The 26,265-nt window shown below is 56.0% G+C and carries 21 protein-coding genes and 1 pseudogene; 13 read left to right on the top strand and 9 right to left on the bottom strand.

Features of this window, described 5'->3' with window-relative positions:
• Nucleotides 1-50: 50 nt before the first annotated feature.
• Nucleotides 51-1,556, bottom strand: a complete 1,506-nt coding sequence (locus tag A7P97_RS01690) for an MFS transporter (RefSeq protein ID WP_067530089.1) — start codon at nt 1,554-1,556, stop codon at nt 51-53.
• Nucleotides 1,557-1,949: 393 nt separating this feature from the next.
• On the bottom strand, nt 1,950-2,507 hold the full coding sequence (yjgA, locus tag A7P97_RS01685) for a ribosome biogenesis factor YjgA (protein ID WP_067530059.1): 558 nt from the start codon (nt 2,505-2,507) through the stop codon (nt 1,950-1,952).
• Nucleotides 2,508-2,711: 204 nt separating this feature from the next.
• Here yjgA and A7P97_RS10860 point away from each other — a divergent pair, with 204 nt between their 5' ends.
• The 7 genes from A7P97_RS10860 to A7P97_RS01655 all read left to right on the top strand — a co-directional run bounded on the left by A7P97_RS10860 (nt 2,712) and on the right by A7P97_RS01655 (nt 12,608).
• Nucleotides 2,712-2,834: a DNA-binding protein gene (locus tag A7P97_RS10860; protein WP_125080580.1), complete on the top strand. Its 123-nt coding sequence runs from the start codon at nt 2,712-2,714 to the stop codon at nt 2,832-2,834.
• Between the two features lie 163 nt (nt 2,835-2,997).
• Nucleotides 2,998-5,841 (top strand): DNA methyltransferase, encoded by a 2,844-nt coding sequence (locus A7P97_RS01680; protein ID WP_067530058.1) that lies wholly within the window; start codon nt 2,998-3,000, stop codon nt 5,839-5,841.
• 96 nt (nt 5,842-5,937) lie between these two features.
• On the top strand, nt 5,938-8,211 hold the full coding sequence (locus A7P97_RS01675) for a Tex family protein (protein ID WP_067530057.1): 2,274 nt from the start codon (nt 5,938-5,940) through the stop codon (nt 8,209-8,211).
• 224 nt (nt 8,212-8,435) lie between these two features.
• The gene (locus A7P97_RS01670; protein ID WP_067530056.1) at nt 8,436-9,230 is read left to right on the top strand and encodes a 3'-5' exonuclease; all 795 of its coding nucleotides are present in this window, start codon (nt 8,436-8,438) and stop codon (nt 9,228-9,230) included.
• A gap of 181 nt (nt 9,231-9,411) precedes the next feature.
• The gene (gene galU / locus A7P97_RS01665; RefSeq protein ID WP_067530055.1) at nt 9,412-10,296 is read left to right on the top strand and encodes a UTP--glucose-1-phosphate uridylyltransferase GalU; all 885 of its coding nucleotides are present in this window, start codon (nt 9,412-9,414) and stop codon (nt 10,294-10,296) included.
• A gap of 164 nt (nt 10,297-10,460) precedes the next feature.
• Nucleotides 10,461-12,041 carry an inorganic phosphate transporter gene (locus A7P97_RS01660; protein WP_067530054.1) on the top strand — a complete coding sequence of 527 codons (1,581 nt, stop codon included), beginning with the start codon at nt 10,461-10,463 and terminating at the stop codon, nt 12,039-12,041.
• A gap of 195 nt (nt 12,042-12,236) precedes the next feature.
• Nucleotides 12,237-12,608, top strand: coding sequence for a hypothetical protein (locus A7P97_RS01655; RefSeq protein ID WP_067530053.1), 372 nt, complete (start codon nt 12,237-12,239; stop codon nt 12,606-12,608).
• 165 nt (nt 12,609-12,773) lie between these two features.
• On the opposite strand, the gene secB is transcribed toward A7P97_RS01655, so the two are convergent.
• The 3 genes from secB to A7P97_RS01640 form a co-directional block, all read right to left on the bottom strand.
• Complete coding sequence (gene secB / locus A7P97_RS01650) at nt 12,774-13,235, bottom strand: protein-export chaperone SecB (protein ID WP_003823659.1); 462 nt, start codon at nt 13,233-13,235, stop codon at nt 12,774-12,776.
• 153 nt (nt 13,236-13,388) lie between these two features.
• Complete coding sequence (gene dacB, locus A7P97_RS01645; protein WP_185737542.1) at nt 13,389-14,816, bottom strand: D-alanyl-D-alanine carboxypeptidase/D-alanyl-D-alanine-endopeptidase; 1,428 nt, start codon at nt 14,814-14,816, stop codon at nt 13,389-13,391.
• A gap of 179 nt (nt 14,817-14,995) precedes the next feature.
• The gene (locus A7P97_RS01640; protein WP_067530052.1) at nt 14,996-15,685 is read right to left on the bottom strand and encodes an OmpA family protein; all 690 of its coding nucleotides are present in this window, start codon (nt 15,683-15,685) and stop codon (nt 14,996-14,998) included.
• Between the two features lie 483 nt (nt 15,686-16,168).
• Between A7P97_RS01640 and A7P97_RS10980 the strand changes: the two are divergent.
• The 5 genes and pseudogenes from A7P97_RS10980 to A7P97_RS01625 form a co-directional block, all read left to right on the top strand.
• A pseudogene (locus tag A7P97_RS10980) lies at nt 16,169-16,255 on the top strand (hypothetical protein); the annotation flags it as partial.
• An 18-nt stretch (nt 16,256-16,273) separates the two neighbouring features.
• Entirely contained in the window at nt 16,274-16,408 is a 135-nt protein-coding gene (locus A7P97_RS10855) for a hypothetical protein (protein WP_255361163.1), read from the top strand.
• Nucleotides 16,409-17,368: 960 nt separating this feature from the next.
• Nucleotides 17,369-18,139, top strand: a complete 771-nt coding sequence (gene mtgA, locus A7P97_RS01635) for a monofunctional biosynthetic peptidoglycan transglycosylase (RefSeq protein WP_197474156.1) — start codon at nt 17,369-17,371, stop codon at nt 18,137-18,139.
• 258 nt (nt 18,140-18,397) lie between these two features.
• Nucleotides 18,398-18,841, top strand: coding sequence for a universal stress protein (locus A7P97_RS01630; protein ID WP_067530051.1), 444 nt, complete (start codon nt 18,398-18,400; stop codon nt 18,839-18,841).
• Nucleotides 18,842-18,939: 98 nt separating this feature from the next.
• Nucleotides 18,940-20,109 carry a PilT/PilU family type 4a pilus ATPase gene (locus tag A7P97_RS01625; protein WP_067530050.1) on the top strand — a complete coding sequence of 390 codons (1,170 nt, stop codon included), beginning with the start codon at nt 18,940-18,942 and terminating at the stop codon, nt 20,107-20,109.
• A gap of 167 nt (nt 20,110-20,276) precedes the next feature.
• On the opposite strand, the gene A7P97_RS10975 is transcribed toward A7P97_RS01625, so the two are convergent.
• Nucleotides 20,277-20,447: a hypothetical protein gene (locus A7P97_RS10975; RefSeq protein WP_369799511.1), complete on the bottom strand. Its 171-nt coding sequence runs from the start codon at nt 20,445-20,447 to the stop codon at nt 20,277-20,279.
• A gap of 7 nt (nt 20,448-20,454) precedes the next feature.
• A complete protein-coding gene (locus tag A7P97_RS10970) occupies nt 20,455-20,577 on the bottom strand; it encodes a hypothetical protein (RefSeq protein WP_369799510.1) in 123 nt (40 codons plus the stop codon).
• Between the two features lie 127 nt (nt 20,578-20,704).
• Between A7P97_RS10970 and pdxH the strand changes: the two genes are divergently transcribed.
• Nucleotides 20,705-21,337 (top strand): pyridoxamine 5'-phosphate oxidase, encoded by a 633-nt coding sequence (pdxH, locus tag A7P97_RS01615; protein WP_067440200.1) that lies wholly within the window; start codon nt 20,705-20,707, stop codon nt 21,335-21,337.
• A 234-nt stretch (nt 21,338-21,571) separates the two neighbouring features.
• On the opposite strand, the gene A7P97_RS01610 is transcribed toward pdxH, so the two are convergent.
• Nucleotides 21,572-24,874, bottom strand: a complete 3,303-nt coding sequence (locus A7P97_RS01610; protein ID WP_067530048.1) for a DUF3418 domain-containing protein — start codon at nt 24,872-24,874, stop codon at nt 21,572-21,574.
• Nucleotides 24,875-24,995: 121 nt separating this feature from the next.
• A complete protein-coding gene (dcm, locus tag A7P97_RS01605; RefSeq protein ID WP_067530047.1) occupies nt 24,996-26,255 on the bottom strand; it encodes a DNA (cytosine-5-)-methyltransferase in 1,260 nt (419 codons plus the stop codon).
• Between the last annotated feature and the right edge of the window lie 10 nt (nt 26,256-26,265).

Here is a 26,265-nt window from a genome sequence, read left to right as displayed (position 1 = left end):
ATTTCGATTTTCAGGTAGCCTTTTTGCCCTGCTTGAGGCTACCTGAAAACCTACCCCTGCAGCGGCAGCTTGCGCCCCACCAGCCACACCAGGCCGAACACCGGCAGGCCCAAGAGTGCGGTGAAGAGGAAGAAGCCGTCGTAGCCGATTTGGTTCACGATGCTGCCGGAGTAGCCGCCCAGCGTTTTGGGCAGGAGCGTCATCAGCGAGCTGAACAGGGCGTATTGCACGGCGGTAAACCGGATGCTGGTGAGCGAGGAGAGGAAGGCCACAAACACGGCGCTGGCCAGCCCGCCGGCGAGGTTGTCGAAGGCCACGGCCAAATAGAGGAAGGGCAGGTTGTGCCCCTGCCAAAACAGCAGGATAAACAGTAAATTGGTGGCCGAAGCCAGCACGGCGCCGAGCATCATCATGCGCATTACGGCAAACCGCTGCGCCAAAAGGCCGCCGAAGAAGCCGCCGGCAATCGACATCAGCACGCCGAAGGTTTTCACCGCGCCGGCAATCTCGTCTTTGCTGAAGCCCATATCGGCATAAAACACATTGGCGATCACCCCGGCCACAATATCCGAAATGCGGTATAGCCCGATTAAGGCCAACAGCAGCGCGGCATGGCGGCCGTAGCGTTGGAAAAAGTCGGCCAGTGGCAACACCCAGGTTTGCCGCACCACTTCGCCGCGCACCAGCCCCAGCAACACCAGCAGCCGCCCCGTCAGCACCGCCGCCATCAGCGCCGCCGAAAGCCGCGCGCCCTCCCACAACAGGGAAAGCAGCGGCTCTTGGTTTTCAGGTAGCCACCCGCCAGCCCAGCGGAACACCAGCACAAAGGCCGCCACCGCGCACAAAAACAAGCCCACCAGCCGCGCATTGTCGCCCAGCGCCAAGCCGGCCGGCTGTTCGCGTTTTACCGCAGGCTCGGCCACCCACAGCGTGGTGAGCACACCGGCGCCCATGGTGGCCGCCATCAGCCAATAAGTGTTGCGCCAGGCGGCATACAGATAATGCCCCTTTTCCGAGCCGAAGCCGCTGGCCAGCCACAATGCGCCCGCCCCGGCCACAATCATGCCCACGCGGTAGCCCGCCGTATAGGTGGCCGACATCACCGACTGCATCGCCGCATCGCCCGGCGCACTTTCGATGCGGTAGGCATCAATCACCACGTCCTGCGTGGCCGAAGAAAAGCCGAGCAACACCGCCGCCGCCGCCATCCACGGCAACACCGCCGCATTGGCCGGATTGAGCGCGGCCATCGCCAAAATCGCGGCGATAATCAGCCCCTGCGCCAGCAGCAGCCAGCCGCGCCGCTGCCCGAAACGGCACGTGAGCCACGGCAGCGGCAGCGCATCGATTAAGGGCGCCCAGATGAATTTGAAGGAATAGCCCAATGCCGCCCAGCTGAACATGGTCACCGTGGCGCGGTCGACGCCGGCTTCGGTGAGCCACAGCGAGAGGCTGGAGAAAATCAGCAAAATCGGAATCCCCGCCGCAAAACCGAGCAACAGCATGGCGATGGCGCGGCGGTCGGTATAGCCTGCCCACGCGCGCCGCCTCGGCATTTGGCCGTCGGCATGGGAAGAATCGGCTGGGCGTTGACTGGATGAAGTCATGGTGCTGCTCCGCTGCGGGGTAAAACTGGAAAACGCGGCATTATAGCGCGTTTGCCGAAACGGCAAGGTTAAGCCACATTCGGGACGAATGCCCTCTCCCTGTTCAGCATATCCCAAACAGCGAAATCAAAAGGATGGAACCGCAATGCCCAACCAAACCCGGCTGGCCGCGGCATAGCGGATTCAATACGGCGTTGGCTCGCCCTGCCCTATTTTGATTTTCATCCGCTATCCGCACCAAGCCCCGACACCACGGCAAACAAAATAAAGGCTACCTGAAAACTGGAAAACCGTTTTCCAGGTAGCCTTTTCTGGCTTTCTTGCCAGCTAGGGCCAAACCGCTTATTCCTGCTCCCCGCCCTGCCCGCCTTCCTCCTCCGGCGCGTCTGCGGCGGGATTATCCGCCTCCATCGCTTCTTTCAGGTAGCGGTAGAGAGCGCGGAAGTGTTTGGGCGGCTTGGCCTGCTCGCGTTCCTTGCGCGTGTTGCGGATCAGGGTGCGCAACTGGCCGGCTTCGGCGGCGGGGTAGTCGCGCAGGAAGGCGGTGAGCGCATCGTCGTTTTCCAACAGGGTTTCGCGCATCTGCTCTACACGCTGCAAGAAGGCGTTGTAGGCAGCGTGGCTGCCCTGCAGTTTGTCGAGAAACTCGCGGATCGGCTCGGGATCGAGATCGCGCATCAGGCGGCCGATGTATTGCGTTTGCCGCTTGAGCGCGCCGTTGCTATTGATTTTCTTATACATGGCAATGGCTTCGCGCAATTCCTCAGGCAATTCGATTTTCTTCAAGGTATCGCCGGACAGGCGGGCAAGCTGCATGCCTAAATCCTGCAAATCGTGCATTTCTTTTTTGCGGCGGGTTTTGCTCACCCATTCCTGCTGGTCGTCTGGCTGCTGTTGCATAACGGTTTCCATAGAAAAAGTTGGCGGCATTTTAGCAAAGTTTGCGCACGGCGGCTTTCAGGTAGCCTGAGTTTAGGTAGGAAGGCTACCTGAAAACTAAAGTTACCATAAGGAGACTGACTTTCTGCAAGGCTAAAACTGATTGGTGGATATGGCATAATCCGATTCTCAGGTAGCCTGCCGCCCTGTAAACAAGGAAAACCCATGTCCGACATCCTGATTTACCAAACCGAAGACGGCCGCACCCGCGTAAACCTGCTGGTGCAGGAACACACCGTTTGGCTCAACCAAAGCCAACTGGCCGAACTTTTTGACACCTCCGTGTAAAATATCGGCCTACACATAAAAAATATATTCGAAGACAATGAATTATATAGAAATTCAGTTATAAAGAAATTCTTTATAACTGCCGCAGACGACACAATTACCGCGAACGCCCATCTGCCAAAATAAACAACCAACCGCACCCCCAACTCGAAAGCTCCTCCCCATGACCGCCCACACCTACGAACACAAATACCGCCTTGCCGCCCAATTTGCCCGCCGCTTCCAAAACGAAAAGCGCGAGCGTGCCGAAAAAGACACCTTTTGGAACGAATTTTTCGCCATTTTCGGGCTGGACCGCTTCCGCACCGCCACCACCGAATATGCCGTCAAACACCGCAGCGGGCACACCAAATTTGCCGACGTATTCTGGGCGGGCAGGCTGCTTTGCGAGCACAAATCCGCCGGCAAAGACCTCGATGCCGCGTTCGAACAGGCGATGGGCTATGTGGAAGAAATCCGCCGGCACAATCCCAACGACGTGCCCCGCCACATCATCGTGTCCGATTTCGCCACCATGAGACTCTACGATTTGAAAGACGATACCAACGTTTTCTTCCCGCTGTCCGAACTGCCCGAACACATCAAACTGCGCCATTTCGACTTTATGGACGGCATCACCCACGAACTGCGCCAAGCCCAAGAGCAGGCCAACATCGAAGCCGCCGCCGCAGTGGGCAGCCTTTATCAGGCCTTCCGCTCCGACGGCAGCTACAACGAACACAGCCTGAAACAATTCCTCATCCGCCTGCTGTTCTGCTTTTTTGCCGACGACACCCTGATTTTCGAGCCCGGCCAATTTGAAGGCTACCTGAAAAAATACACCCGCGAAGACGGCGAAGACATCGGCGGCACGCTCAACCGCCTGTTTGCCGTGCTCAACACCCCGCCCGAACGCCGCGCGCAAAACATGAACACCGAACTGCGCGCCTTCCCCTATGTGAACGGCAAACTGTTTGAAGAACAGCTCGGCGAATTTTATTTCAACGCCGAACTGCGCGAACTGCTGCTGCAATGCTCCGAACGCGACTGGGCAAAAATCAGCCCCGAAATCTTCGGCAACCTGTTCCAAAGCGTGATGGACAACGTGGAACGCCGCAAGCTCGGCGCACACTACACCGAAGAAGGCAACATCCTCAAAGTCATCGACGGCCTGTTTATGGACAACCTGCGCCAACGCTTTCAGGCAGCCTGCAAAGTATCGGGCAAAGCCAAACGCACCGCCGCCATCTACGCGCTGCACCAAGAAATCGGCCGCCTGCAGTTCCTCGACCCCGCCTGCGGCTGCGGCAACTTCCTCGTCGTCGCCTACCGCGAACTGCGGCGGCTGGAAGACGACATCATCGGCGAACTGTTTGCCGCAGGCCAGCTGCTCGACATCTCCACCATGCTGCAAACCCACATCGGCCAGTTCCACGGCATCGAAATCGACGAATACCCCGCCCAAATCGCCAAAGTCGCCATGTGGCTCACCGACCACCAATGCAACCTGCGCACCGCCGAACGCTTCGGCGAAACCCGCCCCTCCATCCCCCTCACCGACAGCGCGGAAATCATCAACGCCAACAGCCTGCACACCGACTGGCCGCAGGCCGACTATATTTTCGGCAACCCGCCGTTTGTCGGCTCCAATAAGCAAACCGCCGAACAAAAAGCCGACACCCAAGCCGTTTCAGGCAGCCTGAAAAACGCGGGCATCTTGGATTACGTGGCCAATTGGTACGTCAAAGCCGCCCGCATCATCGTCCAGAACCCCAACGTGCAGGCTGCCTTCGTGTCCACCAACTCCATCACCCAAGGGCAGCAGGTGGAAGCCCTGTGGGGCGGGCTGTTGCCGCAGGGCATAGAAATCCACTTCGCCCACCGTACCTTCCAATGGACCAGCCAGGCCAGCGGCAAAGCCGCCGTGCATTGCGTCATCGTCGGATTCAGGCAGCCTGCACGGCACACGGGCGCAAAATACCTGTTCGACTATCCCGACATCAAAGGGCTACCTGAAAAACACAGCGTGCAAAACATCAGCCCCTATCTGCTGGACGCGCCCGATATCATCATCGGCAACCGCAGCAAACCCATTTCGGGCGAAGCGGAAATGGTTAAAGGCAACCAGCCGACCGACGGCGGCAACCTGCTTTTGAGCACCGTCGAAAAACAAGCCCTGATTGCCGCTGAACCCTTGGCCGCGCAATACATCCGCCCGTTTTTGGGTTCGGAAGAATTTCTCAACAACAAAGAACGCTGGTGCTTATGGTTTCACGGCATCAGCGAAACGCGATTGCACCAAGATTTGAAACACATGCCGCAAACGGCGCAGCGTATCGCAAACGTAAAGGAATACTACAATGAAGACACAAAAGAATGGGAAGGGCGTTTACACAGCAAAAAAGCCGCCACCAAGAAAAAAGCCGCCACGCCCCACCTGTTTGACGAAATCAGGCAGCCTGCAAGCGGCAACTATCTGCTTATCCCAAGCACTTCATCGGAAACCCGCGAATTTATCCCCATCGGTTATGTAGATTGCAACACCATTAACAGCAATGCCAACTTTATGCTGCCCAACGCCACACTGTACCATTTCGGCATCTTGTGCAGCACCATGCACAACGCCTTTATGCGCGCCGTGGCCGGCCGTTTGGAAAGCCGATACCGATATTCCAACACCATCGTGTACAACAACTTCCCCTTCCCCTTCGCCCCGCAAAGCGAAGGCCGCCCCGCCCCCGCCGCCGAACAAAAACACCGCGCCGCCATCGAAGCCGCCGCCCAAGCCGTACTCGACGCCCGCGCGTTTTACCGCCAAGAAGCCGCGCAGGAAGGCCTGCCCCCGCCCAGCCTTGCCGACCTGTACCGCCCCGACGCCCCCTTCACCCGCCTGCACCAAGCCCACCGCACCTTGGACAAAGCCGTCGATGCGGCATACGGCTACAAAGGCGGCCATGACGACGGCAGCCGCACCGCCTTCCTCTTCGCCCTGTACCAAAAAGCCGCGGCGGAGGCAGGCAAACCGTAAAGCCGTCTGAAACCCGAACCCAAAAAGCAGCCTGCACTTTTCAACTTCATTAAAGCCGACGCTTTCAGGCAGCCTGCACCCATCCAAAGGACCCCCATGAACATCACCCAAATCCTCTCCCAAGAACTCTCCGCCACTGCCGCGCAAATCACCGCCGCCGTCGGGCTTTTGGATGACGGCGCGACCGTGCCGTTTATCGCCCGCTACCGCAAGGAAGCTACAGGCGGGCTGGACGATACGCAGTTGCGACAGCTTGCCGAGCGGCTGCAATACCTGCGCGAGTTGGAAGAGCGCAAAGCCGTTGTTTTAAAAAGCATTGAAGAGCAAGGCAAACTCACGCCCGAATTGCAGGCTGCCATCGAAGCCGCCGACAACAAAACCGCGTTGGAAGACCTGTATCTGCCCTACAAGCCCAAACGCCGCACCAAGGCGCAAATCGCGCGCGAACACGGTTTGCAGCCGCTGGCGGACGTGTTGCTTGCCGGGCAGCCGCAAGACGTGGAAGCCGCCGCGCAAGGCTACCTGAACGAAAACGTTCCCGATGCCAAAGCCGCACTGGACGGCGCGCGCGCGATTCTGATGGAGCAGTTTGCCGAAGACGCGGAACTCATCGGCACGCTGCGCGACAAACTGTGGAATGAAGCCGAAATCCACGCGCAAGTCGTTGAAGGCAAAGAAACCGAAGGCGAAAAATTCAGCGATTATTTCGACCACCGCGAACCCGTCCGCGCCATGCCCAGCCACCGCGCGCTGGCGGTCTTGCGCGGCCGCAACGAAGGCGTGTTGAACATCGCGCTCAAATACCAGCCCGACGACACGCCGATTACCCAGCAAAGCGAATACGAACAAATCATCGCCCGTCGTTTCAAGGTTTCAGACGGCTGCAAATGGCTGCGCGACACCGTGCGCCTGACTTGGCGCGCGAAAATCTTTTTGTCGCTGGAACTTGAAGCCTTAGGCCGTCTGAAAGAAGCCGCCGACACCGACGCGATTACCGTGTTTGCCCGCAATCTCAAAGACTTGCTGCTTGCCGCGCCCGCCGGACGGCTGACCACTTTGGGTCTCGACCCTGGCTACCGCAACGGCGTGAAATGCGCCGTGGTGGACGACACGGGCAAGCTGCTGGATACGGTAATCGTCTATTTGCATCAAGAAAACAATATGTTGGCAACGCTGTCGCGCCTGATTAAGCAGCACGGCGTGAAGCTCATCGCCATCGGCAACGGCACCGCCAGCCGCGAAACCGACAAAATCGCGGGCGAACTGGTACGCGGGCTACCTGAAAGCAGCCTGCACAAAATCGTCGTTTCCGAAGCCGGCGCGTCAATTTATTCCGCGTCCGAATTGGCGGCGCGCGAGTTCCCCGACTTGGACGTTTCCCTGCGCGGCGCGGTGTCCATCGCCCGCAGGCTGCAAGACCCGCTCGCCGAGCTGGTGAAAATCGACCCCAAATCCATCGGCGTGGGGCAGTATCAGCACGACGTGAACCAAAGCCAACTCGCCAAATCGCTGGACGCGGTGGTCGAAGACTGCGTGAACGCCGTCGGCGTGGATGTGAACACCGCCTCCGCCCCGCTCTTGGCGCGGATTTCCGGTTTAAATCAAACCCTTGCCCAAAACATCGTTGCCTACCGCGATGAAAACGGCGCGTTCGACAGCCGCAAAAAACTGCTGAAAGTACCGCGTTTGGGCGAAAAAACCTTCGAGCAGGCGGCGGGCTTTTTGCGGATTAACGGCGGCAAAGAGCCGCTGGACGCAAGCGCCGTCCACCCCGAAGCCTATCCCGTCGTCGCCAAAATGCTGGCGCAACAAGGCATTACCGCCGCCGAACTCATCGGCAACCGCGAGCACGTGAAGCAAATCAAAGCATCCGATTTCACCGACGAACGCTTCGGCCTGCCGACCATTCTGGACATCCTGTCCGAGCTGGAAAAACCCGGCCGCGACCCGCGCGGCGAGTTTCAGACGGCCTCATTCGCCGAAGGCATCCACGAAATCAGCGACTTGCAGGTCGGCATGATACTCGAGGGCGTGGTCTCCAACGTCGCCAACTTCGGCGCGTTCGTGGACATCGGCGTCCATCAGGACGGCTTGGTGCACATCTCCGCCCTGTCCAATAAATTCGTCCAAGACCCGCGCGAAGTGGTGAAAGCCGGCGACGTGGTGAAAGTGAAAGTGCTGGAAGTCGATGCCGCCAGAAAACGCATTGCGCTGACCATGCGTTTGGATGACGAAGCGGGCGGCGCAGCCAAAGGCAACAGGCCGTCTGAAAGCAAACACTCCGAACGCCGCGACCGCAAACCCCAACGCAACGACCGCGCCCCGACCAATTCGGCGATGGCGGATGCGTTTGCGAAGTTGAAGCGGTAAGGCGGATATCAAAAAGAGCTGCAGAGCAATTTGCGGCTCTTTTTTCACAGCTGATTCAGGATGTGCAAATAAAAGGTTCCATTAGGAATTGAGGCCGTGCCTGCAATTTTATTGCAGTGATTTGGCCAAGCAGCCGCAGGCTACCTGAAACCTATAAGCCAGCCTTGGCGAAACCCCAGCTTCGTGCCACAATCCATGCCGTCCCCACTCAAAGCCGCCCCATCATGACTCCGATCCTCGCCTTCGATATCGAAACCGTTCCCGATGCCAACGGTATCCGCCTGCTGCACGGCCTGCCCGCCGACACGCCCGCTGCCGACGTGGTCGCCTGGGCGCAGCAGCAGCGCCGCGCCACGCACAACGGCAGCGATTTCATGCCCTATCATTTGCAGCAGGTGGTGGCCATTTCCTGCTGCATGCGCTGGGGCGGCGACAAAATCCACGTCGGCACCATCGGCGAAATCGGCGACAGCGAAGAAACCATCATTGCCAAATTTTTCGAGCTGATCGAAAACCACACCCCGCAGCTGGTGAGCTGGAACGGTGGCGGCTTCGACCTGCCCGTGCTGCACTACCGCGCCCTGATTCACGGCCTCTCCGCCGCCCGCTATTGGGACACCGGCGAGGGCGATTTCGGCGACAGCCGCGACTTCAAGTGGAACAACTACATCAACCGCTACCACAACCGCCATTGCGACCTGATGGACCTGCTCGCCCTCTACCAGCCCCGCGCCAGCGTGCCCTTAGACGACATGGCCAAGCTGTGCGGCTTCCCCGGCAAGCTGGGCATGGACGGCAGCAAGGTATGGCAGGCCTTCCACGAAGGCCGCCTGCGCGAAATCCGCGACTACTGCGAAACCGACGCCGCCAACACCTACCTCATGTTCCAACGCTTCCGCCTGATGAGCGGCGCGGCCGATGCCGACGAATACGAAATGGAAATCCGGCGGCTTAAAGGCTACCTGAAAACTCAAGAAGACAAAGTGCATTGGCAGGAATTCCTAGCCGCATGGCGTTGAAATGCAGCCGAAAAGGCTACCTGAAAATTTCAGGTAGCCTTTAAACATCCATTGTAAGCCGTGGCTGTGGCTATAGCTAAAGTACTTATTTCTTCCTACCACGTTGGCTCGTCTTGTATGAAAAAATAATTGCTTTAGCTATATAATGCGCCATCTTTTGAACTGACACCGAAGCAAAACCATGCAAAACCCCGTTCCAATCAAAAAAGCTGTCTTCCCCGTAGCCGGGATGGGCACGCGCTTTCTGCCCGCCACCAAGGCCAGCCCCAAAGAAATGCTGCCGATTGTAGATAAGCCGCTGATTCAATACGCAGTGGAAGAGGCTGTGGCCGCCGGCTGCACCGAATTGGTGTTCGTTACTGGCCGCAACAAACGCAGCATTGAAGACCATTTCGACAAGGCCTACGAGCTGGAAACCGAACTGGAACAGCGCCACAAAACTTCGCTGCTCTCGCATGTGCGCGATATTTTGCCGCCTGATGTTACCTGCCTGTATATCCGCCAGGCCGAGGCCTTGGGCTTGGGGCATGCCGTGCTGTGTGCCCGCGCGGCGGTGGGCAACGAGCCCTTTGCCGTGATTCTGGCCGACGATTTAATCGACGCGCCGCAGGGCGCGATTGCGCAGATGTCCGAGGTGTACCGCCAAACCGGCAACAGCGTGCTGGGTGTGGAAACCGTAGCGCCTTCGCAAACCGGCTCCTACGGCATCGTGGAAGTGTCGCCGTGGCAGCAATATCAGCGCATTCAAAGCATTGTGGAAAAACCCAAGCCAGAAGAAGCACCATCCAACCTAGCCGTGGTGGGGCGCTACATTCTCACGCCACGCATTTTCTCTCTGCTGCAAACCGTAGGTCACGGCGCGGGCGGCGAAATCCAGCTCACCGACGGCATCGCCAAGCTGCTGGAATACGAACCGGTGCTGGCGCACGCCTTTGCGGGCAAACGCTACGACTGCGGCAGCAAGCTGGGCTACCTGGAAGCCACGCTGGCCTACGGGCTGAAACACCCGGAAACGGCGGAAGCGTTCCGCACGTTATTGCAGGAATACAGTCAGGCAAAAGTGTAACAATCCTCCCATTCTGCATCTCAGGCTACCTGAAGCGCTGCTTTCAGGTAGCCTGTTTTTGCATGCAGCACAAATTGGTTTGGTATAATTGCGCCGTTTGTTCGGCTGCAGCATGAATTGCTGCGGCTGCCGTATTCAACATTTTGTTTGTAAAGATTTTCATCATGGCCGGTTCTTCTGCCTCGCTGCGTTTGAAAAGCGTCAACTTCCTCGGTATGGCCTTGTTGTTCGGCGTGTCCTGCTATTTCATCTATTGGGGGCTGGGCTATATACAACATAACCATTCCGCGCTGTTTATTCTCGCGGCACTGTTCGGCATCTTTATGGCGTTCAATATCGGCGGCAACGATGTGGCCAACTCCTTTGGCACTTCGGTGGGCGCAGGCACGCTGAGCATCCCGCAGGCGCTGGCCGTGGCGGCGGTGTTTGAAGTGAGCGGCGCGATACTGGTTGGCGGCGGCGTTACCGATACCATCCGCAACGGCATCGTGGATTTGAGCAGCATGACACTGGAACCTGTGCAATTTGTCCATATTATGATGGCTGCACTGGCCGCCGCCTCGTTGTGGCTGCTGTTTGCCTCGCAAAAAGGCCTACCAGTGTCCACCACGCATTCCATCATCGGCGGCATCGTGGGAGCAGCGATGGTTTTGGGCTTTTACAACAACGGTTTGGCTGGTTTGAATATGGTGCGCTGGGAAAAAATCGGCGAAATCGCTATTTCCTGGGTGCTCTCGCCACTCTTAGGCGGGGTAACTTCCTATTTGGTGTTTAAAAACATTAAAACCTATATCCTGGGCTACAACGTGGCCTCCAGCCGCCATGTGCAGCGCCTGCGCAAGCAAAAATTGGCCTACAAAAAGGAACACAAAACACGCTTCGAGCAGATGAGCGAATTGCAGCAGATGGCCTACACCGCCACCATCGTGCGCGATGCCCAGCTTTACAACGAAGGCAACTACCAACCAGAAGAGCTGGTGTCCGACTACTATCGCGGCCTGCACGAAATCGACTGCCGCAAAGACGAAATCAACGCCTTCCGTGCCCTGCGCCTGTGGGTGCCGCTGGCGGGCGCGGTGGGCGGCATGGTGATGGCCGCGATGCTGCTGTTTAAAGGCCTGAAACACCTCAACTTGGGCCTGAGCACGCTGGATAACCTGTTAATCGTCGGCATGGTGGGCGCGGTATTGTGGATGGGCACGTTTGCCTACGCCCGCACCCTGAAAACCGGCGCCAACCTCGACCGCGCCACCTTCATCATGTTCAGCTGGCTGCAAGTATTCACCGCCTGCTGCTTCGCCTTCAGCCACGGCTCGAACGACATCGCCAACGCCATCGGCCCGTTTGCCGCCATCATGGACGTGCTGCGCAGCGGCACCATCGGCAGTAGCGGCGACATTCCGACAATCACCATGCTCACCTTCGGCGTATCGCTGGTGGTGGGGCTGTGGTTTATCGGGCGGGAAGTGATTGCCACCGTGGGCGAAAACCTGGCCAAAATGCACCCCTCTTCCGGCTTCGTGGCCGAGCTCTCCGCCGCCACCGTTGTGATGCTGGCCTCCGCGCTGGGGCTGCCCGTATCCAGCACCCACATCCTCGTTGGCGCCGTGCTCGGCATCGGGCTGGTAAACCGCAATGCCAACTGGCGGCTGATGAAGCCGATCGCCTTGGCTTGGGTAATCACCGTGCCGGCCGCCGGCCTGCTGGCATCGATTTGCTTTATTGTGCTAAATGCGGTTTTCTGATTAAAGGCTACCTGAAAAACAGCTTCTATAAGCTTCAGGTAACCTTTTAGTTGAGCTAGGCTACCTGAAAGCGTCAGCCTCAACGGAGTAGAAACATAGCGTAGCAGCGTTTCTGCGAAGCTAAAACTTAATTGGGAAACATCCGCAAGCCTGCCAGCTATCTTACCGACATCTCTCCGGGAAGAAGGGATAGCCATGCCTGCAGACGAATTTGCCAAAAATCTCTATCTGGGAAAGCTGAAATTTCTCAAATCTTGTTTTGAACAACAGCCGGCCTACCCCCTCAGCACTGTAAATACCAAAATAAAAACCCTGCTGCTTAACGATAGCCAAACCGAACAGCTTAAAGAAACAATCAACACCCTGCTGGATGATGTGTTCTACACCATATCATTAGGATTGGATGGCGAATGTGCGATAGGAAACATTCAACAAACTTATAAAATTTATGACACACAAGACTGCCTCATTTCCGATTGCGGCGAACTGGAAATAAGTACAGGCGATTATTTCAATGACCGTAAATACGAGAAAGAGATAAAACGAATCAGGGGAATAACAGAATAATCTTTAGGCATTCCCTTGGAGATTGGCTTTTGGGCTGCCGGAAGTTTTCAGGTAGCCTTCTAGATGATAAAGAGGCTACCTGAAAAATAAACAGCCTCTTTGTGCAAAACGCAAAACAGGCTATGGCATTTCCTACCATAGCCTGCTTGCCTTATTGACCTCAAATTAAGCGTTGCCAGCAGCCGGAGCATTGGCAGCGGCTTGTTGCTGTTCGTACATGGCTTCGAAGTTGATCGGCATCAATACCACGGGCGGGAAGCCGGCACGGGTGATGCAGGAAGACACAGCTTCGCGGGCATAGGGGTAGAGGATGTTCGGGCAGGCAATGCCGAGCAATACTTTCACATCTTGCTCAGGAATGTTTGCCAAACGGAAAATGCCGCTCTGCGCCACTTCGTTCAGGAACAATACTTTGCCATCAGGCAACTTGGCGGTGACGGTTACGGTAACGGTTACTTCGTGGTGTTCTTCTTCCAGTTTCTTAGAATCGGTGTGTACTTGGATTTCCACGTTCGGAGCATCCTGGCTGAGGAATACTTCCGGTGCGTGCGGCACTTCCAAAGACAAATCTTTTACATACAGTCTTTCTACATTGAAAATCGGTTGCTGTTGTTCTTGTTCGCTCATGGTTTACTCCTGAGAAAGGGGTGAAAAAATCAAAATGGAGATATGGCGGATTGATCCGCTATAAACTTTATTAGGCTACCTGAAAATGCTCTACTTTGCCAGCTTTTCCTTGTGGGATAAGGTATTCGGCAGCTTTCCCGTTGCATTTGCCGATTATTGGGTGGGGACGGTTTGAACGTTATCCAATCTATCGGCATCATGCACAATCCGGCGCACCATGGCGTCCATATCGGGCAGATAGCCGCCGGAACGGTGGCTGTTAATAATCACCACCACGGCCAGCCTGCGTCCATTGGGCGGCAACCAGTAGCCGGCCAGTGCACGCACGTCGCGCAGCGTACCTGTTTTCATGCGCAGCGAGCGGCCGAGCTGGCGAAAGCGGCCACGCAGGGTGCCATCGGTACCGGCAATCGGCAGGGTGTGGATGAAGGTATCGCGGAAAGAGGAGCGGTAGGCTTGAAACAACATGCTGCCGAGAAAACGGGCGGTAAGCCGCTCACGACGGGAAAGGCCGGAGCCGTTTTCCAACACCAGCGCTTCGTCATCCAATCCAGCAGAAACCAGCTGCCGCCGCACAGCGGCCTCGGCATTCTGTACGCTGTGCGGTCCGTTTGCCTGGTGGCCAAACGTGAGAAAAACGCTGCGTGCAATCAGATTGTTGGAATGTTTGTTCATATCGGTCAGCACTTCGCCTAACGGTTTGGAAAAGTGCGTGGCCAAGATGCGGCTGTTGCTAGGGGCAGCTCCCCGACCAAAACCATAGAGACCACCTAAGCCCTGGGCAAGCCAATAGCCGCGAAAACTTTCTTCGGCAAAGCGAGGGGCATCGAACAAATTGATGAACATTTTCTCGCCCATACATGCAGCAGGCAGGCGACCGCGGAATACCAACACGCCGTTTTCAAATTTGGCGGAAACATGATTGGAAAGTTTGCCGCAGCGGCCATCGGTTTCGGTAAGTTGGCTGAGGTCGGTTTGGATGCCGTAGAGTGGCGGATTGAGTAAAAAAGCAGGCTGCCCTGCTTCATTACGGGCGGCAGTAATCCAAAGGGCTTTGTAGGCAATCATATGGGGATCAGGCGGCACAACGAAGCTTTCATCTGCATCGTTTTCAAAACCTTCTGCACTAGTAAGGCCACCCCAAACGCGCCGATCCAACACCACTTTACCATTTAACGACACAATGCCCTGCCGCACCAGCTGCTGCTGCATATCCACTAGATCTGGCTGATCGAAAGCAGGGTCACCGCTGCCCACCCAATATAAATCGCCTTGCAGTGCGCCATTAGCTACTGTGCCGCTGCTGCGCCATTGGGTTTGCCAGCGGTAATCACCGCCCAATCCACGCAAGGCGGCGAAGGTGGTTACCAATTTCATGGTGGAGGCGGGATTCATAGAAACATCAGCTCGATGTGCAAACAACACTTCACCGCTGTCGAGGTCTTGCACATAAACGGCAGCCTCTTCCGGCTGGATACGTCCGAAATCGATGGCAAAGGCTACCTGAAAATAAAAGGATAAAGCAAATGCCAACAGCAGGCGGAAGTGGTGTGTGCAGAGGAGTAGAAGTTTTTCCAGCATAATATTATTTTTAATAAAATATTTTCCAGCAGACAAATTTTGCTCCATCCCACCTGCATTAGCAATGGGAAATTGTTGGCAAGCAGCTATTTCTGCATTCCCCTAGTTACGAGTAATGCATATAAAAAACCGGACTTTGTATGTCCGGTTTTCAGTATTAAATGCTAATTGGATAACGATTACTGAGCAGGTTGCTCAACCAAAGTACGGATGCGAACGTCTACACGACGATCCGGCTCGATACATGCAATCAGAGCACTGCGTTTGCGGGCAGCAGAAACACGACGACCCAAGTTGCGAACTTCTTGCTGACACTGCTCGGTCATCTTAGCTTGAGATTCACCCAAACCAACAGCAGAGATTTTCTCAGCCGGTACGCCACGGCCAACTAGGTACTCGCTAACAGTGTTAGCACGACGCTCAGACAGGCGTTGGTTGTAGGCATCGCTACCCATGAAGTCGGTGTTACCCTCAACACGTACAGATTGTACGTTGCTGCCGGTCAAGCGCTGAGCCAGCTCATCCAAAGTAGTGCGAGCCTCGGGACGCAAGTTGAATTTGTCAAAACCAAACAGGAAGTTGGATGACAAGGACACCAGCTCTTCACGTACTTGCGGTTCGGTAGGAGGAGCTTCTGGCTGACGGTCGCCACACTCTACCAGACCCAAGCGACCCACTTCAGCGTTCAAGAAGCTGTTTTCCCAGCATTCGTGAGCACCTTTGGGCTCATAGTTGGAGCGAACTACTTCGCGAGACTGCTCGCTGATAGTGTAGCCATATTTTTCATTATTGAAGCTGCTGCCCGCCATGGCGGCACCGGAAGCAACCAAGGCCAAGAACAAAGCGCCTAATTTAAGCTGTTTGGTCATGTTATTCCCTCATCAAAAAGTTTGTTATGCGTAGACCTGGGAAGCTTTACAGCATACCGGTCTTCACAAAAATCACCATATACGGACCGCCCAGATACTGCGGTAATCCAAATATATTCGGGGTATCACTATAAAAAACCGTGCCCGAACTGTCAATAAGGAATTGGCTACCCGCCGCACGGGCGCCTCCGTTTCCTACATACCCAATCATGCCCAAAATTACCCTTACTGTCAGCAGTATAATGGCAAAAGAAAGGGTTATTTCTCTGTAAGTTGTTAAAAAACAACAAATCCCATCGCAAATTACCAGCACACGGCAAAATAATGCTGGCAGGTCATGCTACCATCCAATCTTTATCGGTTTCAGGCGAAACCGGTGATTTCTGTGGCACTTCGTCGACCGGCTTGTCGCATAAATCCGACAAACACCACTTGGATGCATCATGAAACTGCGACAACCGCGCTATTTTCTAGAGATTACCGCTGCAATCTGAATATTCCGGAGGTGGTAGAAATTTTTTCACTTCCCTGCCGGTCATTTCCAAACAAATAAAGCTTTTAGAAGACGAGCTGGGCGAGCAGCTGTTTGTGCAGCACGGCAAGCGCATTGTGGCAGTTACGCTGCTGAGGCAGGCCGTACTAGGGATTGCCGAGCGCATCTTCCTCAAGGTGCAGAGCATCCGCAGCATCGGCACTGAACTTGCCGAGCAGGATAGTGGCTAAATGATTTCCTACGCCTTAGGCACGGCATGTGTTGCCACCGTTAGTGGCCGATAGCTTAGCCGATTTCACCATCAATTCGGAGGGGATGCGCGTCATTCCAAGTTGCGTCATATCAGTGCGGGCTTGGAACCGCTGCGTATTGGTACCGCAGGGGCACGCGCTAACGGGCAAAGCCGCATCAACCTAGTAAATTTGTCGTCCGCACCGCTCATCGGTTACACCGATGCCGAACAGGATGCGGCATTGTAGCAAGCCTTTACCGACAGCAGGTTGGCTTTGCCACAGGTGGCACTTTCCAGCATGAATGAGGGCATGATTAAAACTTATGTGCGCACCGGTTGGGAGCTTCTAGCCGACACCGCCTACGACCCGCAGCGCGATGCCGATTTGGTTTGCCTGCCGGCAGACCATCTATTGTTGTGATGTAACAGGATGGCTATCTGCGCAATTATGCCTGCGATTTCATGCAGCTCTACCTCCCCGGCCTCACCCACGGACGCATCAAGCAAGCACTATACAAGCCGATTTACTTTGATGGTTGGCTGTTTACGTTTTAGCTTCATAGAAACTACGGACGCTTTGACGCTTTCATGCAGCCTGTCAGGCATACTGAAAGGCTACCTGAAAAATCGTTGCTTAGTCTGAAAGAGAAACAGATGACCGAAACCGAAGCTCACTTCATCATCGGCCGGGAAACCTTGGCGGTGAACCAGTTCAGCAAACATAGTCCAAAACTGGGAGAATAGGAGAACCGGTGATTCAACATTCAGCCTTGGACAAACTAATTGAATAAAGCACGCCGGTAGCGCCCCTTAATTCTTAGATCCGATTTGAGGCTACCTGAAACGACGTCTTGGCAAAGCCAAGGCAAAGTTCCTGCGAAGCTAAAACATAAGCTTCACCAACCTTAAAACCGGATTCCTTGTATAATCGCCCCGTCTTGCCACGATTGATTTGCCGATGGATACCCAGCCCACCGAACTCGTTTCCAGCCCCATCCCCCAGCCCGCCCCCGCTGCCCCGCCCGCCAAAAAACGCCCCGGCCTGCTGCGCCGCTGGTTTAAACGCCTGGTATGGAGCATCGTCCTCTTCCTGTTGGGCTTCCACCTGCTGGTTTTCCTGCTCTTAGCCTATTGGAAAGGCCAGCCCGTGCACACCAGCGCCTTTATGCTGCGCCACAACCTCTCCACCTTCTCCCGCGTGCAGCAAACCTGGGTGGACGAGAGCCAAATCGCCCGCGTGGTAAAACAGGCCGCCATCGCCAGCGAAGACGCCCAATTCAGCAACCACGACGGTTTCGATTGGAACGGCATCGAACACGCCATGAGCCGCAACCAGCGCAGCGGCACCATCCGCGCCGGCGGCTCCACCATCAGCCAGCAGCTGGCCAAAAACCTGTTCCTGTTTGCCGAACGCTCCTATATTCGTAAAGCCGAAGAAGCCGTGATTACCGTGATGCTGGAAAACATGTGGAGCAAAGAGCGCATCCTCACCGTGTATCTGAACGTGGCCGAATTCGGCGAAGGTATCTACGGCATCGAAGCCGCCGCCCAACATTATTACCACAAGCCGGCATCCCGCCTGCGTGCCGGTGAAGCCGCCTCCCTCATCGCCATGCTGCCCAACCCCAAATACTTCCAACAACACCGCAACGACCGCCGCCTGCGCAATAAAACCCGCATCATCCTGCGCCGCATGGGCAGCGCCGATTTGCCGCCAGACGAAGAGTAGTTGGTATCCATTGTTAAAGGCTACCTGAAAAACGGAATTGGTTTTTCAGGTAGCCTTTAAGCTGTGTAGCACGGCTTGTTGGGATGTTGCCGTGCCAAGCTACCACAGTTTTCAGGTAGCCTGCCTTGTTAAATAGAGCAGTCGCTGTAAAGTGATGCAATTTGCTTTACAATCCTATCGCAGGTAAAGTGATTCGGTCTGCAAAGAATTGGCGGCGGCAATCCTGCCCGGCTGCCAGCAACTAAAAGGAGTGGCAAAATGTATCAACGGATTTTCGTTCCGATAGACGACAGCAAAACCTCTCTCTACGCCCTGGAACAGACCTGCCGGCTGGCCAAGGCAACCGATGCCGTATTGGTGGCCGTGCACGTAGTGGATTTAACCGACCTCAAACGCGAAGCCAGCCGCCTGCCCAATTCCGAAGAGCTGTATGCGGCCGAAATGCAGGTGGCCGACCATGCCGAAGCCGTGATGAAACAGGCCGGGGTGAGATACGAAGTCTCCACCCTGGAAAACGACGGCATGCGTATTTCCGACGTGCTGATTAAAGAGGCCGTGCGCCAAGAGTGCGACCTCATCGCCATGGGCACCCACGGCTTCTCCGGCCTGCTGCACCTATTGATGGGCTCCGTGGCCGAAGGCGTGCTGCGCCAAGCCCCCATGCCCGTGCTGCTGTTCCGCCGCCCGGACAGCGAAGCCTAATTTCAATATGTTTTCAGGTAGCCTCCTGCCCGCGCAGAAAGGCTACCTGAAAACGTCATCTAATACTCCACAACCTTAACCCAAATGGGAAACGTCCTATGGCAATCCCCGCTTACAACGAAGAAATGAAAAAATTCATCCACGGCCTGCTCAACCACCTGGTGCAGAGCAAAGGCTCCGACCTATTCATCACCGCCGGCTTCCCCCCGGCCATGAAGCTCGACGGCAAGCTCACCCCGATTACCGACAAACCGCTCACCGCCGACCACACCGCCCTCATCGCCCGCGCCCTGATGGACGACAAACAGGCCGAAGAATTCGACAACACCAAAGAATGCAACTTCGCCATCAGCCTGGCCGGCGTATCCCGCTTCCGCATCAACGCCATGGTGCAGCGCGGCGCCGCCGCCCTCGTGTGCCGCGTGATCACCAGCCAGATTCCCAAGTTCGACAACATGAACCTGCCGCCGATTTTGAAACAAGTGGTGATGGAAAAACGCGGCCTCGTGATTTTTGTGGGCGGCACCGGCTCCGGCAAATCCACCTCCCTGGCCGCTATGATCGACTACCGCAACGAAAACAGCCACGGCCACATCATCACCATCGAAGACCCGATCGAATTCGTGCACCCGCACAAAAACTGCATCATCACCCAGCGCGAAGTGGGCGTGGACACCGAAAACTGGTTTGCCGCCCTCAAAAACACCCTGCGCCAAGCCCCCGACGTGATCCTCATCGGCGAAATCCGCGACCGCGAAACCATGGACTACGCGCTAGCCTTCGCCGAAACCGGCCACCTCTGCATGGCCACCCTGCACGCCAACAACTCCAACCAAGCGCTCGACCGCATCATCAACTTCTTCCCCGAGGAGCGCCGCACCCAGCTTTTGAACGACCTCTCGCTCAACCTCAAAGGCTTCATTTCCCAGCGCCTCGTGCCCAAGCCCGACGGCAAAGGCCGCGTGGCCGCCGTGGAAGTGCTGCTCAACTCCCCGCTGATTGCCGAGCTGATTTTGAACGGCGACATCCACGGCGTGAAAGAAATTATGGCCCGCTCCCGCGATTTGGGCATGCAAACCTTCGACCAATCCCTGTTCGACCTCTACGAAGCCGGCCACATCGCCTACGAAGACGCCCTGAAAAACGCCGACTCGGTAAACGACCTGCGACTCAATATCCAGCTCAACAGCAAACGCGGCCGCGATAACGAAAAATCCGGCATCGACAGCCTCGCCATTGTCGGCATGGACGAAGCAGGCGAAGCCTAAGGCGGCAAAGGCTACTTGAAAACAGCAGTTCGAATGCTTGTACCCAACACGTAATCCACAACGAAGTTAAAGAAGTTAAATAAGCAGCCCGGCTGCATAGGAAAAGGCTACCTGAGATTTTCAGGTAGCCTTTTCCTGCTCAACAACCAAGCTCTCAAAAAAGTGCTTTATCTAGAATTTAGCCCATACACCTGTACCAAGGCTTCGGTTTGGTAGCGATAGAAGTAGGGCTCCAGCGTGCTCCGGGAATCTTGCGGTAGTCGGCCAGCCAGCGGACAATATCGTCCAGCTCGCCTACGCCAATAGAGCTCGGTGCGGTTGCAGGTGGATAAAATCACGGCTTCTTCAGCCGTGCGGCTGCCTACCAGCTCGCAATGCCTCAGACAGCGCGGCAGCAGCAAAAGCCAACCGCTCGCGTATGCTCAACGGAGCGGTTTGGTGGTTCAAGCCGATGGCGGTAAGCTGCATGGCGGATTATCCCAAAAACCGAAACTGCGCTATTATAGCCAAACCGCACTGGATGGTGAATAAAATTTTTTAATAACTTCAAGACAGTAGTGTTTGTCAGTTAGCAATTTTCAAAAAGGAGAAACAGATGGATTTGCACAATATCCGCGAAGACTACAGCAAACAGGAGCTTTCCAAGGCCGATTGCGCCAATACGCCGCTGCCGCAGTTTGAAAAATGGCTGAACGAGGCCATCCATTCTGCCGCTAAAGAGCCCACCGCCATGAGCGTGGCCACGGTGGACGAAGTCGGCCGGCCCAACAGCCGTATCCTGTTATTGAAAGAGGTAAACGACCGGGGCTTTGTGTTTTTCTCCAACTATCAAAGCCGCAAAGGCCGCGCGCTGGCGGCGCATCCGTTTGCCGCGCTCACCTTTTTCTGGCCGGAGCTGGAGCGGCAGGTGCGTGCCGAAGGGCGGGTGGAAAAACTGGACGCTAAATCTTCAGATGAATACTTCGCCAGCCGCCCCTACACCAGCCGCTTGGGCGCGTGGGCCAGCGAGCAGAGCAGCGTGATTGCCGGTAAAAGTATCATCGTGGCACGCGCAGCGGCTGAAGCTGTGAAACACCCCCTGCACGTACCGCGTCCGCCGCACTGGGGCGGCTACCTGCTGATTCCCGACCGGATGGAATTCTGGCAAGGTCGTCCCAGCCGCCTGCACGACCGCATTCAATATCGGCTGGAGGGTGATAAGTGGATTAAAGAGAGGCTTGCGCCTTAGTTTGGCTGTATAAATAAAGGCTACCTGAAAATGGGTTCACACTTTTCAGGTAACCTTATATTCTGAACTTCCGCCTAAAATTCCTGCGTACGCACTTAATGCAAAATATCAGCATAGCTGGCTTCGTTGATGAGAAAGACGGTGCGACAAGTACGTGCATTCGATTTCGTGCATAGTAACATTGTTATCAACAAAGAAGTTGATTTTTCAGATAGCCTGAAACAAAGCTAAAGCCTAGTTACCTAACCTCTCCCACTCCTTCAACAACCTTTTCACCGACACCGGATACGGTGTCTTCAATTCCTGCGCGAACAGCGACACTCTCAATTCTTCAATCATCCATTTAAACATGGCGAGGTCGTCTGAAACGGGTTGTCCTTGTTTTACCAAACCGTCGGTTTTTTCCTGCCACATTTGTTCCAATTCCTGTATGTCGGCTTCGCGGGCTGCGTCTCGGGCGGGGTTGCCGCTGTATTTTTCGAGGCGCAGGGTCATGGCTTTGAGGTAGATGGGGAGGCGCGGCCATTGTGCCCACGGGGTGCGGGTGGCGAAGCCGGCGGCGAGCAGGGTTTGCAGGCGTTGGCGCATGAGGTGGGTGAGCGGGTGTTTGCCGAGTTTGCTGTTGAGTTCGGCGTAGGCGGTGGCGGTTTCCTGCAAGTAGCGGCTGAGGGCTTCTTTGACGGCAGGCAGGCGGCTGCGGGCGCGTTTGATTTGTTCTTTGAAGTTTTTTTCGTTGCGTGGCAGCTCGTCTTCGCCGATAAAGGCGCGGTCGCAGACGGCTTGGGTGAGGTCGTCGCGCAGGGTGTCGGCGTTGATGTGTTTGAGCAGCATGGCGGCTTGGGTGAAGCCTTGGATGCCTTTGTTCAGGTCTTTAACTTGTTCTTTTAGTTGTAGTTTCATGAGTTCGATCACGCCTAATCTGTGGGCTTGTGCGGCGGCAGCAGATGTGTCGAACAGGCGCAGGGCGATGCGGCCGTCTTTTTCTTTTTGCAGGCCGAGGTAGCCGGTGAGCTGTTGTTTGCCGCGGGCGAATTTGATGGATTCGGGCAGGGTGCCGATGTCCCATACGGTGACGTTGTCGCGCTCGAATTCTTGGGTGTTGTCGCGGAAGGTGGTGGCGGCGGCTTTGCCAAGTTGTTGTTGGATTTGGATTAAATCGCGCCCCATGGCTAATTCTTGCCCGCCGTCGTCGATGATGCGGAGGTTGAAATAGCAATGTTCGGGCAGCCTGAACGCGGCCCATTCGTCTTGGTTGATTTGCTCCAGTATGCGGATGTCGCCTGCGGTTTTGGCGATGGCTTGGGCGAGCTGGGGCAGGATGGGGGCGTTGCGGTCGGGGTTTTGGCTTAAAAATTGGGTGATGAATTCGGGCACGGGCACGCAGATGCGGCGGATTTGTTTGGGCAGCGCTTTGATTTGTAGCTGGATTTTTTCGCGTATCATGCCGGGCACGAGCCATTCGAGGGCGGCGGGGCTGATGCGGTTGAGTACGGTGAGCGGCAGGGTGAGGGTAACGCCGTCAAGCGGGTGGTGCGGCTCGAAGCGGTAGCTGAGTTTGAATTTGCCGTCTGCGGTTTGCCAATGTTTGGGGAATTGTTCTTCGGTAATGTGCGCGGCGGCGTGCTGCATGAGGTCGTCGCGGCTGAGGAACAGCAGGCGCGGGTTGTCGCGCTCGGCAGTTTTGAGCCAGGCTTGGAAGGTACGGATGTCGGCGAGGGGGAGGGGTTTCAGACGGCCTTTTTGGGGTGCAGGTTGCTTTTTGGGTTTGGGGTCGTCTGAAACATTTTGTAGGGTGTGGGAACTCGGTTCACGCACGCGGTTGCCCGTATCTTTGGAATCCGCGTGCGTGGCTTGCGCCACACATTCTACGTTGTGCTTTTTAGATTTTAGGACATCTGCTGCATCCGCTCGTGCCAATAAGATGAGTTCGTCGGCAGTCTCAGCATCGGGATAGTGCACCAAGCCTGCTTCGTCAAATTGCGCCATTACGCCACTTTGTAATGTCGCCCATTCTTCGGCGGAACCGATGGACGGGTCGCATTGCTGCTCGGCAATCAAGGCAACGATTTTGCCGTGCCATTGTTTGCTGTCGATCGTTACACGGTCACCCAGCAGTATTGGTTGACCGTCGGCGTAGCATAGGGAGTTTTCAGGTAGCCTTTGAGCTTTGGGGTCGTCTGAAACCGTTGAAACTGCGGTACTCTGTCCCCTCTCCTGTGGGAGAGGGTTAGGGAGAGGGCTTGCTGTGACTGCGGAAAAGTTGGTTTGTGCGGCAACTGTTTTGCCCTCTCCCCGACCCTCCCCCACGGGGGAGGGGGTGGTTTGCTGCGGATTTGCAGGATGCAGGCTGCCTGAAACCGCATCCGCCGTATAAAAATCAGGCAGACGTTCGTGATAAAACGCGAACAGGGCTTCATCATCGACCAGTACATCCTGCCGACGCGACTTGTGTTCGAGTTCGGTAATTTCCTTAATCAGCTTTTTGTTGTGGACAAAAAAGTCCGCTTTCAAATCGCATTCCTGCGCCACTAACGCGCTGCGGATAAAGATTTCTCGCGCTTCTTCGGGGGCGATTCTACCGTAGGATACGGGGCGGCGCGGCAAGACGGTCAGGCCGTAGAGCGTTACCCGTTCGCTGGCGATGACTTCGCCGCGTTTTTGTTCCCAGTGCGGCTCGAAATAGTGGTAGCGGACGAGGTGCGGCGCTTCCTGCTCGATCCATTCGGGCTGGATGGCGGCCACGTCGCGGGCATAAAGTTTTGTCGTTTCAACGAGTTCTGCCGCCATGACCCATTTGGGTTTGGCCTTGAACAGGGCGGAGGCGGGGAAAAGGTGGAAGCGGCTGCCGCGCGCGCCGGTGTAGTCGTTGCCGTCGGGCGATTTCATGCCGACGTTGGCGATGAGGCCGGTGAGCAGGGCGCGGTGGATTTGTTCGTAGCCCGCTTCTTTGGCAGCGCGGATTTGGGCGCGGTGTTGCTTTTTATCCAGTTGTTTTTGTTTGAGTTTGGCGGATAGGTCTTGGTCGCCCGCATTTTCAGACGACGTAAGCTGCCTAACTTCGGGAGGCCGTCTGAAAGCGGCTTCCTTGGTGGTCAAACCCATTTCAATCGCGGTTTGGGCAAGCTGATGATGCAGCTCGCGCCACTCGCGCATCCGCAGGTGCGACAGGAAATATTGGCGGCACCACTGCACCAACTGCTTGTTGGACAAACCTTTGTCGCGCTCGCGCTGGAAGCTGTCCCAAATATTCAGGTAGGCAAGGAAATCGGACTGCTTGTCGGTAAAACGCTCGTGCGCCTTGGCTGCGGCATCGCGCGCTTCCAGCGGCCGCTCGCGCGGGTCTTGAATCGACAGCGCGGACGCGATCACCAATATTTCCGCCATGCAGTCGTGTTTCTTCGCCGCCAGCAAAATGCGCGCGATTTTCGGGTCGATGGGCAGGCGCGCCATTTGTTCGCCGAGTTTGGTCAGTCGGTAGCGGGGAGTGTTTGACGGGGCGGCTTTGGGGCTACCTGAAAGGGTGTGGGTGTTTTGCATTGTCTTGTTTTGAATGGGATTGCCTGCCCGCATGTTTGGCCGGTAATTGTTGAATAAAACGGAGGACTAATGCCCGCCTGCAAACCATCGGTTGTGTCGGAATCATAATCTGTGGGGCGGGTTATGCCGCTTTCTGGCTGACGGATTCTGCTTCCATATCGTTCAATAGCCGTACTAATGCACGCCCAACAGCATAGGCTAGATTAACGGGGACGGCGTTGCCGATTTGTCTGTATTGTGCGCCGAGCGAGCCTTCAAATTGCCAGTCGTCGGGGAAGGTTTGGATGCGGGCGTATTCGCGCACGGTTAGCGGGCGGGTTTCTTCGGGGTGGCAGCGTTCGGTCTGTTTTTGCGCAGGGGCGCAGGTCAGCGTCAGGCTGGGTTCGTCCCATGCCAGCCGCCGCGCCATGCCCGTTTTGCCGCCGCCGAGGAAATAGCTTTTCTGCATGTATTCGCGCTGCAATGCGTCGGGCAGGTCTTTCCAATAGCCGCCTGCGGGTACTTGCGCCATGATTTCCGCCTTACGCTGCGGGTATTTCTGCCCTGCTGAAGGCGGTACGTCATTGGCGTAGAGTTCTCCCGCTTTCAATGCGTCTTGCAGGGTCAGGATACGGTGGTAGGGCGAGGGCCAGTGAAATTCAACCTTATCTGCCAAATCTTTGCGGATGCCGATTAAAAACAGCCTTTCGCGCTTTTGCGGTACTTTGTAAAACACGGCTTTAAGTACGCGGGGCGGTACGAGCTCATAGCCGAGTTCGCCGATAATATCGGTAATCGCCGCCAGCGTGCGCCCTTCGTCGTGTGCCAGTAGACCGCGCACGTTTTCGGCTACAAATACTTTGGGATTGGTTTCTTTCACGGCACGGGCAAACTCGAAAAACAGTGTGCCGCGCGTGTCTTCAAAGCCTAATTTTTTACCCGCATAGGAAAACGCCTGACACGGGAAGCCACCCGACAGGATGTCGATTTGGTCGCGGTAGGGGGTAAAGTCCAGTTTGGCAATATCGCCCTCCACCACATTCCAGTTCGGGCGGTTTTTCCGCAGGGTTTTGCAGGCTGCCGCGTCAATTTCGTTGAGCAATACGGATTCAAACCCGGCCTGCTCCATACCGATTGCCAAGCCGCCCGCACCTGCGAACAGCTCCAAAAGTTTATACGGGCGTTTCGGGTGTATGGCGAGCTCTTCCTGCCAGCAGCTGTCGAATAAAAGACGGGCTTCTTCAAATGCTTCAAGCTGTTCACGGCTGTACAGGCGGTAGTTGTTGTCGGTTTGGCGTTGCGGGACAAGCGTGCCGTTTTTGTCCCAACGGCGCAGGGTCTCTTTTGAAATACCCAATATATCGGCAACTTGGGCGATGGTGTAGTGTTCGGGGCTTTGCATGATTTGGTAA

Source organism: Eikenella sp. NML070372, assembly GCF_001648415.1.
In the GTDB taxonomy this organism is placed as follows: domain Bacteria; phylum Pseudomonadota; class Gammaproteobacteria; order Burkholderiales; family Neisseriaceae; genus Eikenella; species Eikenella exigua.
Note: the sequence above shows the minus strand (reverse complement) of the source record. Positions and strands in the feature narration are given on the sequence as shown.

What these genes read in the sequence shown, in the direction of transcription:
- A7P97_RS01690 (WP_067530089.1), bottom strand. Translation starts at nt 1,556, where the DNA reads ATGCCGAGGCGGCGCGCGTGGGCAGGCTATACCGACCGCCGCGCCATC.
- yjgA (WP_067530059.1), bottom strand. Translation starts at nt 2,507, where the DNA reads ATGCAACAGCAGCCAGACGACCAGCAGGAATGGGTGAGCAAAACCCGC.
- A7P97_RS10860 (WP_125080580.1), top strand. Translation starts at nt 2,712, where the DNA reads ATGTCCGACATCCTGATTTACCAAACCGAAGACGGCCGCACCCGCGTA.
- A7P97_RS01680 (WP_067530058.1), top strand. Translation starts at nt 2,998, where the DNA reads ATGACCGCCCACACCTACGAACACAAATACCGCCTTGCCGCCCAATTT.
- A7P97_RS01675 (WP_067530057.1), top strand. Translation starts at nt 5,938, where the DNA reads ATGAACATCACCCAAATCCTCTCCCAAGAACTCTCCGCCACTGCCGCG.
- A7P97_RS01670 (WP_067530056.1), top strand. Translation starts at nt 8,436, where the DNA reads ATGACTCCGATCCTCGCCTTCGATATCGAAACCGTTCCCGATGCCAAC.
- galU (WP_067530055.1), top strand. Translation starts at nt 9,412, where the DNA reads ATGCAAAACCCCGTTCCAATCAAAAAAGCTGTCTTCCCCGTAGCCGGG.
- A7P97_RS01660 (WP_067530054.1), top strand. Translation starts at nt 10,461, where the DNA reads ATGGCCGGTTCTTCTGCCTCGCTGCGTTTGAAAAGCGTCAACTTCCTC.
- A7P97_RS01655 (WP_067530053.1), top strand. Translation starts at nt 12,237, where the DNA reads ATGCCTGCAGACGAATTTGCCAAAAATCTCTATCTGGGAAAGCTGAAA.
- secB (WP_003823659.1), bottom strand. Translation starts at nt 13,235, where the DNA reads ATGAGCGAACAAGAACAACAGCAACCGATTTTCAATGTAGAAAGACTG.
- dacB (WP_185737542.1), bottom strand. Translation starts at nt 14,816, where the DNA reads ATGCTGGAAAAACTTCTACTCCTCTGCACACACCACTTCCGCCTGCTG.
- A7P97_RS01640 (WP_067530052.1), bottom strand. Translation starts at nt 15,685, where the DNA reads ATGACCAAACAGCTTAAATTAGGCGCTTTGTTCTTGGCCTTGGTTGCT.
- mtgA (WP_197474156.1), top strand. Translation starts at nt 17,369, where the DNA reads ATGGATACCCAGCCCACCGAACTCGTTTCCAGCCCCATCCCCCAGCCC.
- A7P97_RS01630 (WP_067530051.1), top strand. Translation starts at nt 18,398, where the DNA reads ATGTATCAACGGATTTTCGTTCCGATAGACGACAGCAAAACCTCTCTC.
- A7P97_RS01625 (WP_067530050.1), top strand. Translation starts at nt 18,940, where the DNA reads ATGGCAATCCCCGCTTACAACGAAGAAATGAAAAAATTCATCCACGGC.
- A7P97_RS10970 (WP_369799510.1), bottom strand. Translation starts at nt 20,577, where the DNA reads ATGCAGCTTACCGCCATCGGCTTGAACCACCAAACCGCTCCGTTGAGC.
- pdxH (WP_067440200.1), top strand. Translation starts at nt 20,705, where the DNA reads ATGGATTTGCACAATATCCGCGAAGACTACAGCAAACAGGAGCTTTCC.
- A7P97_RS01610 (WP_067530048.1), bottom strand. Translation starts at nt 24,874, where the DNA reads ATGCAAAACACCCACACCCTTTCAGGTAGCCCCAAAGCCGCCCCGTCA.
- dcm (WP_067530047.1), bottom strand. Translation starts at nt 26,255, where the DNA reads ATGCAAAGCCCCGAACACTACACCATCGCCCAAGTTGCCGATATATTG.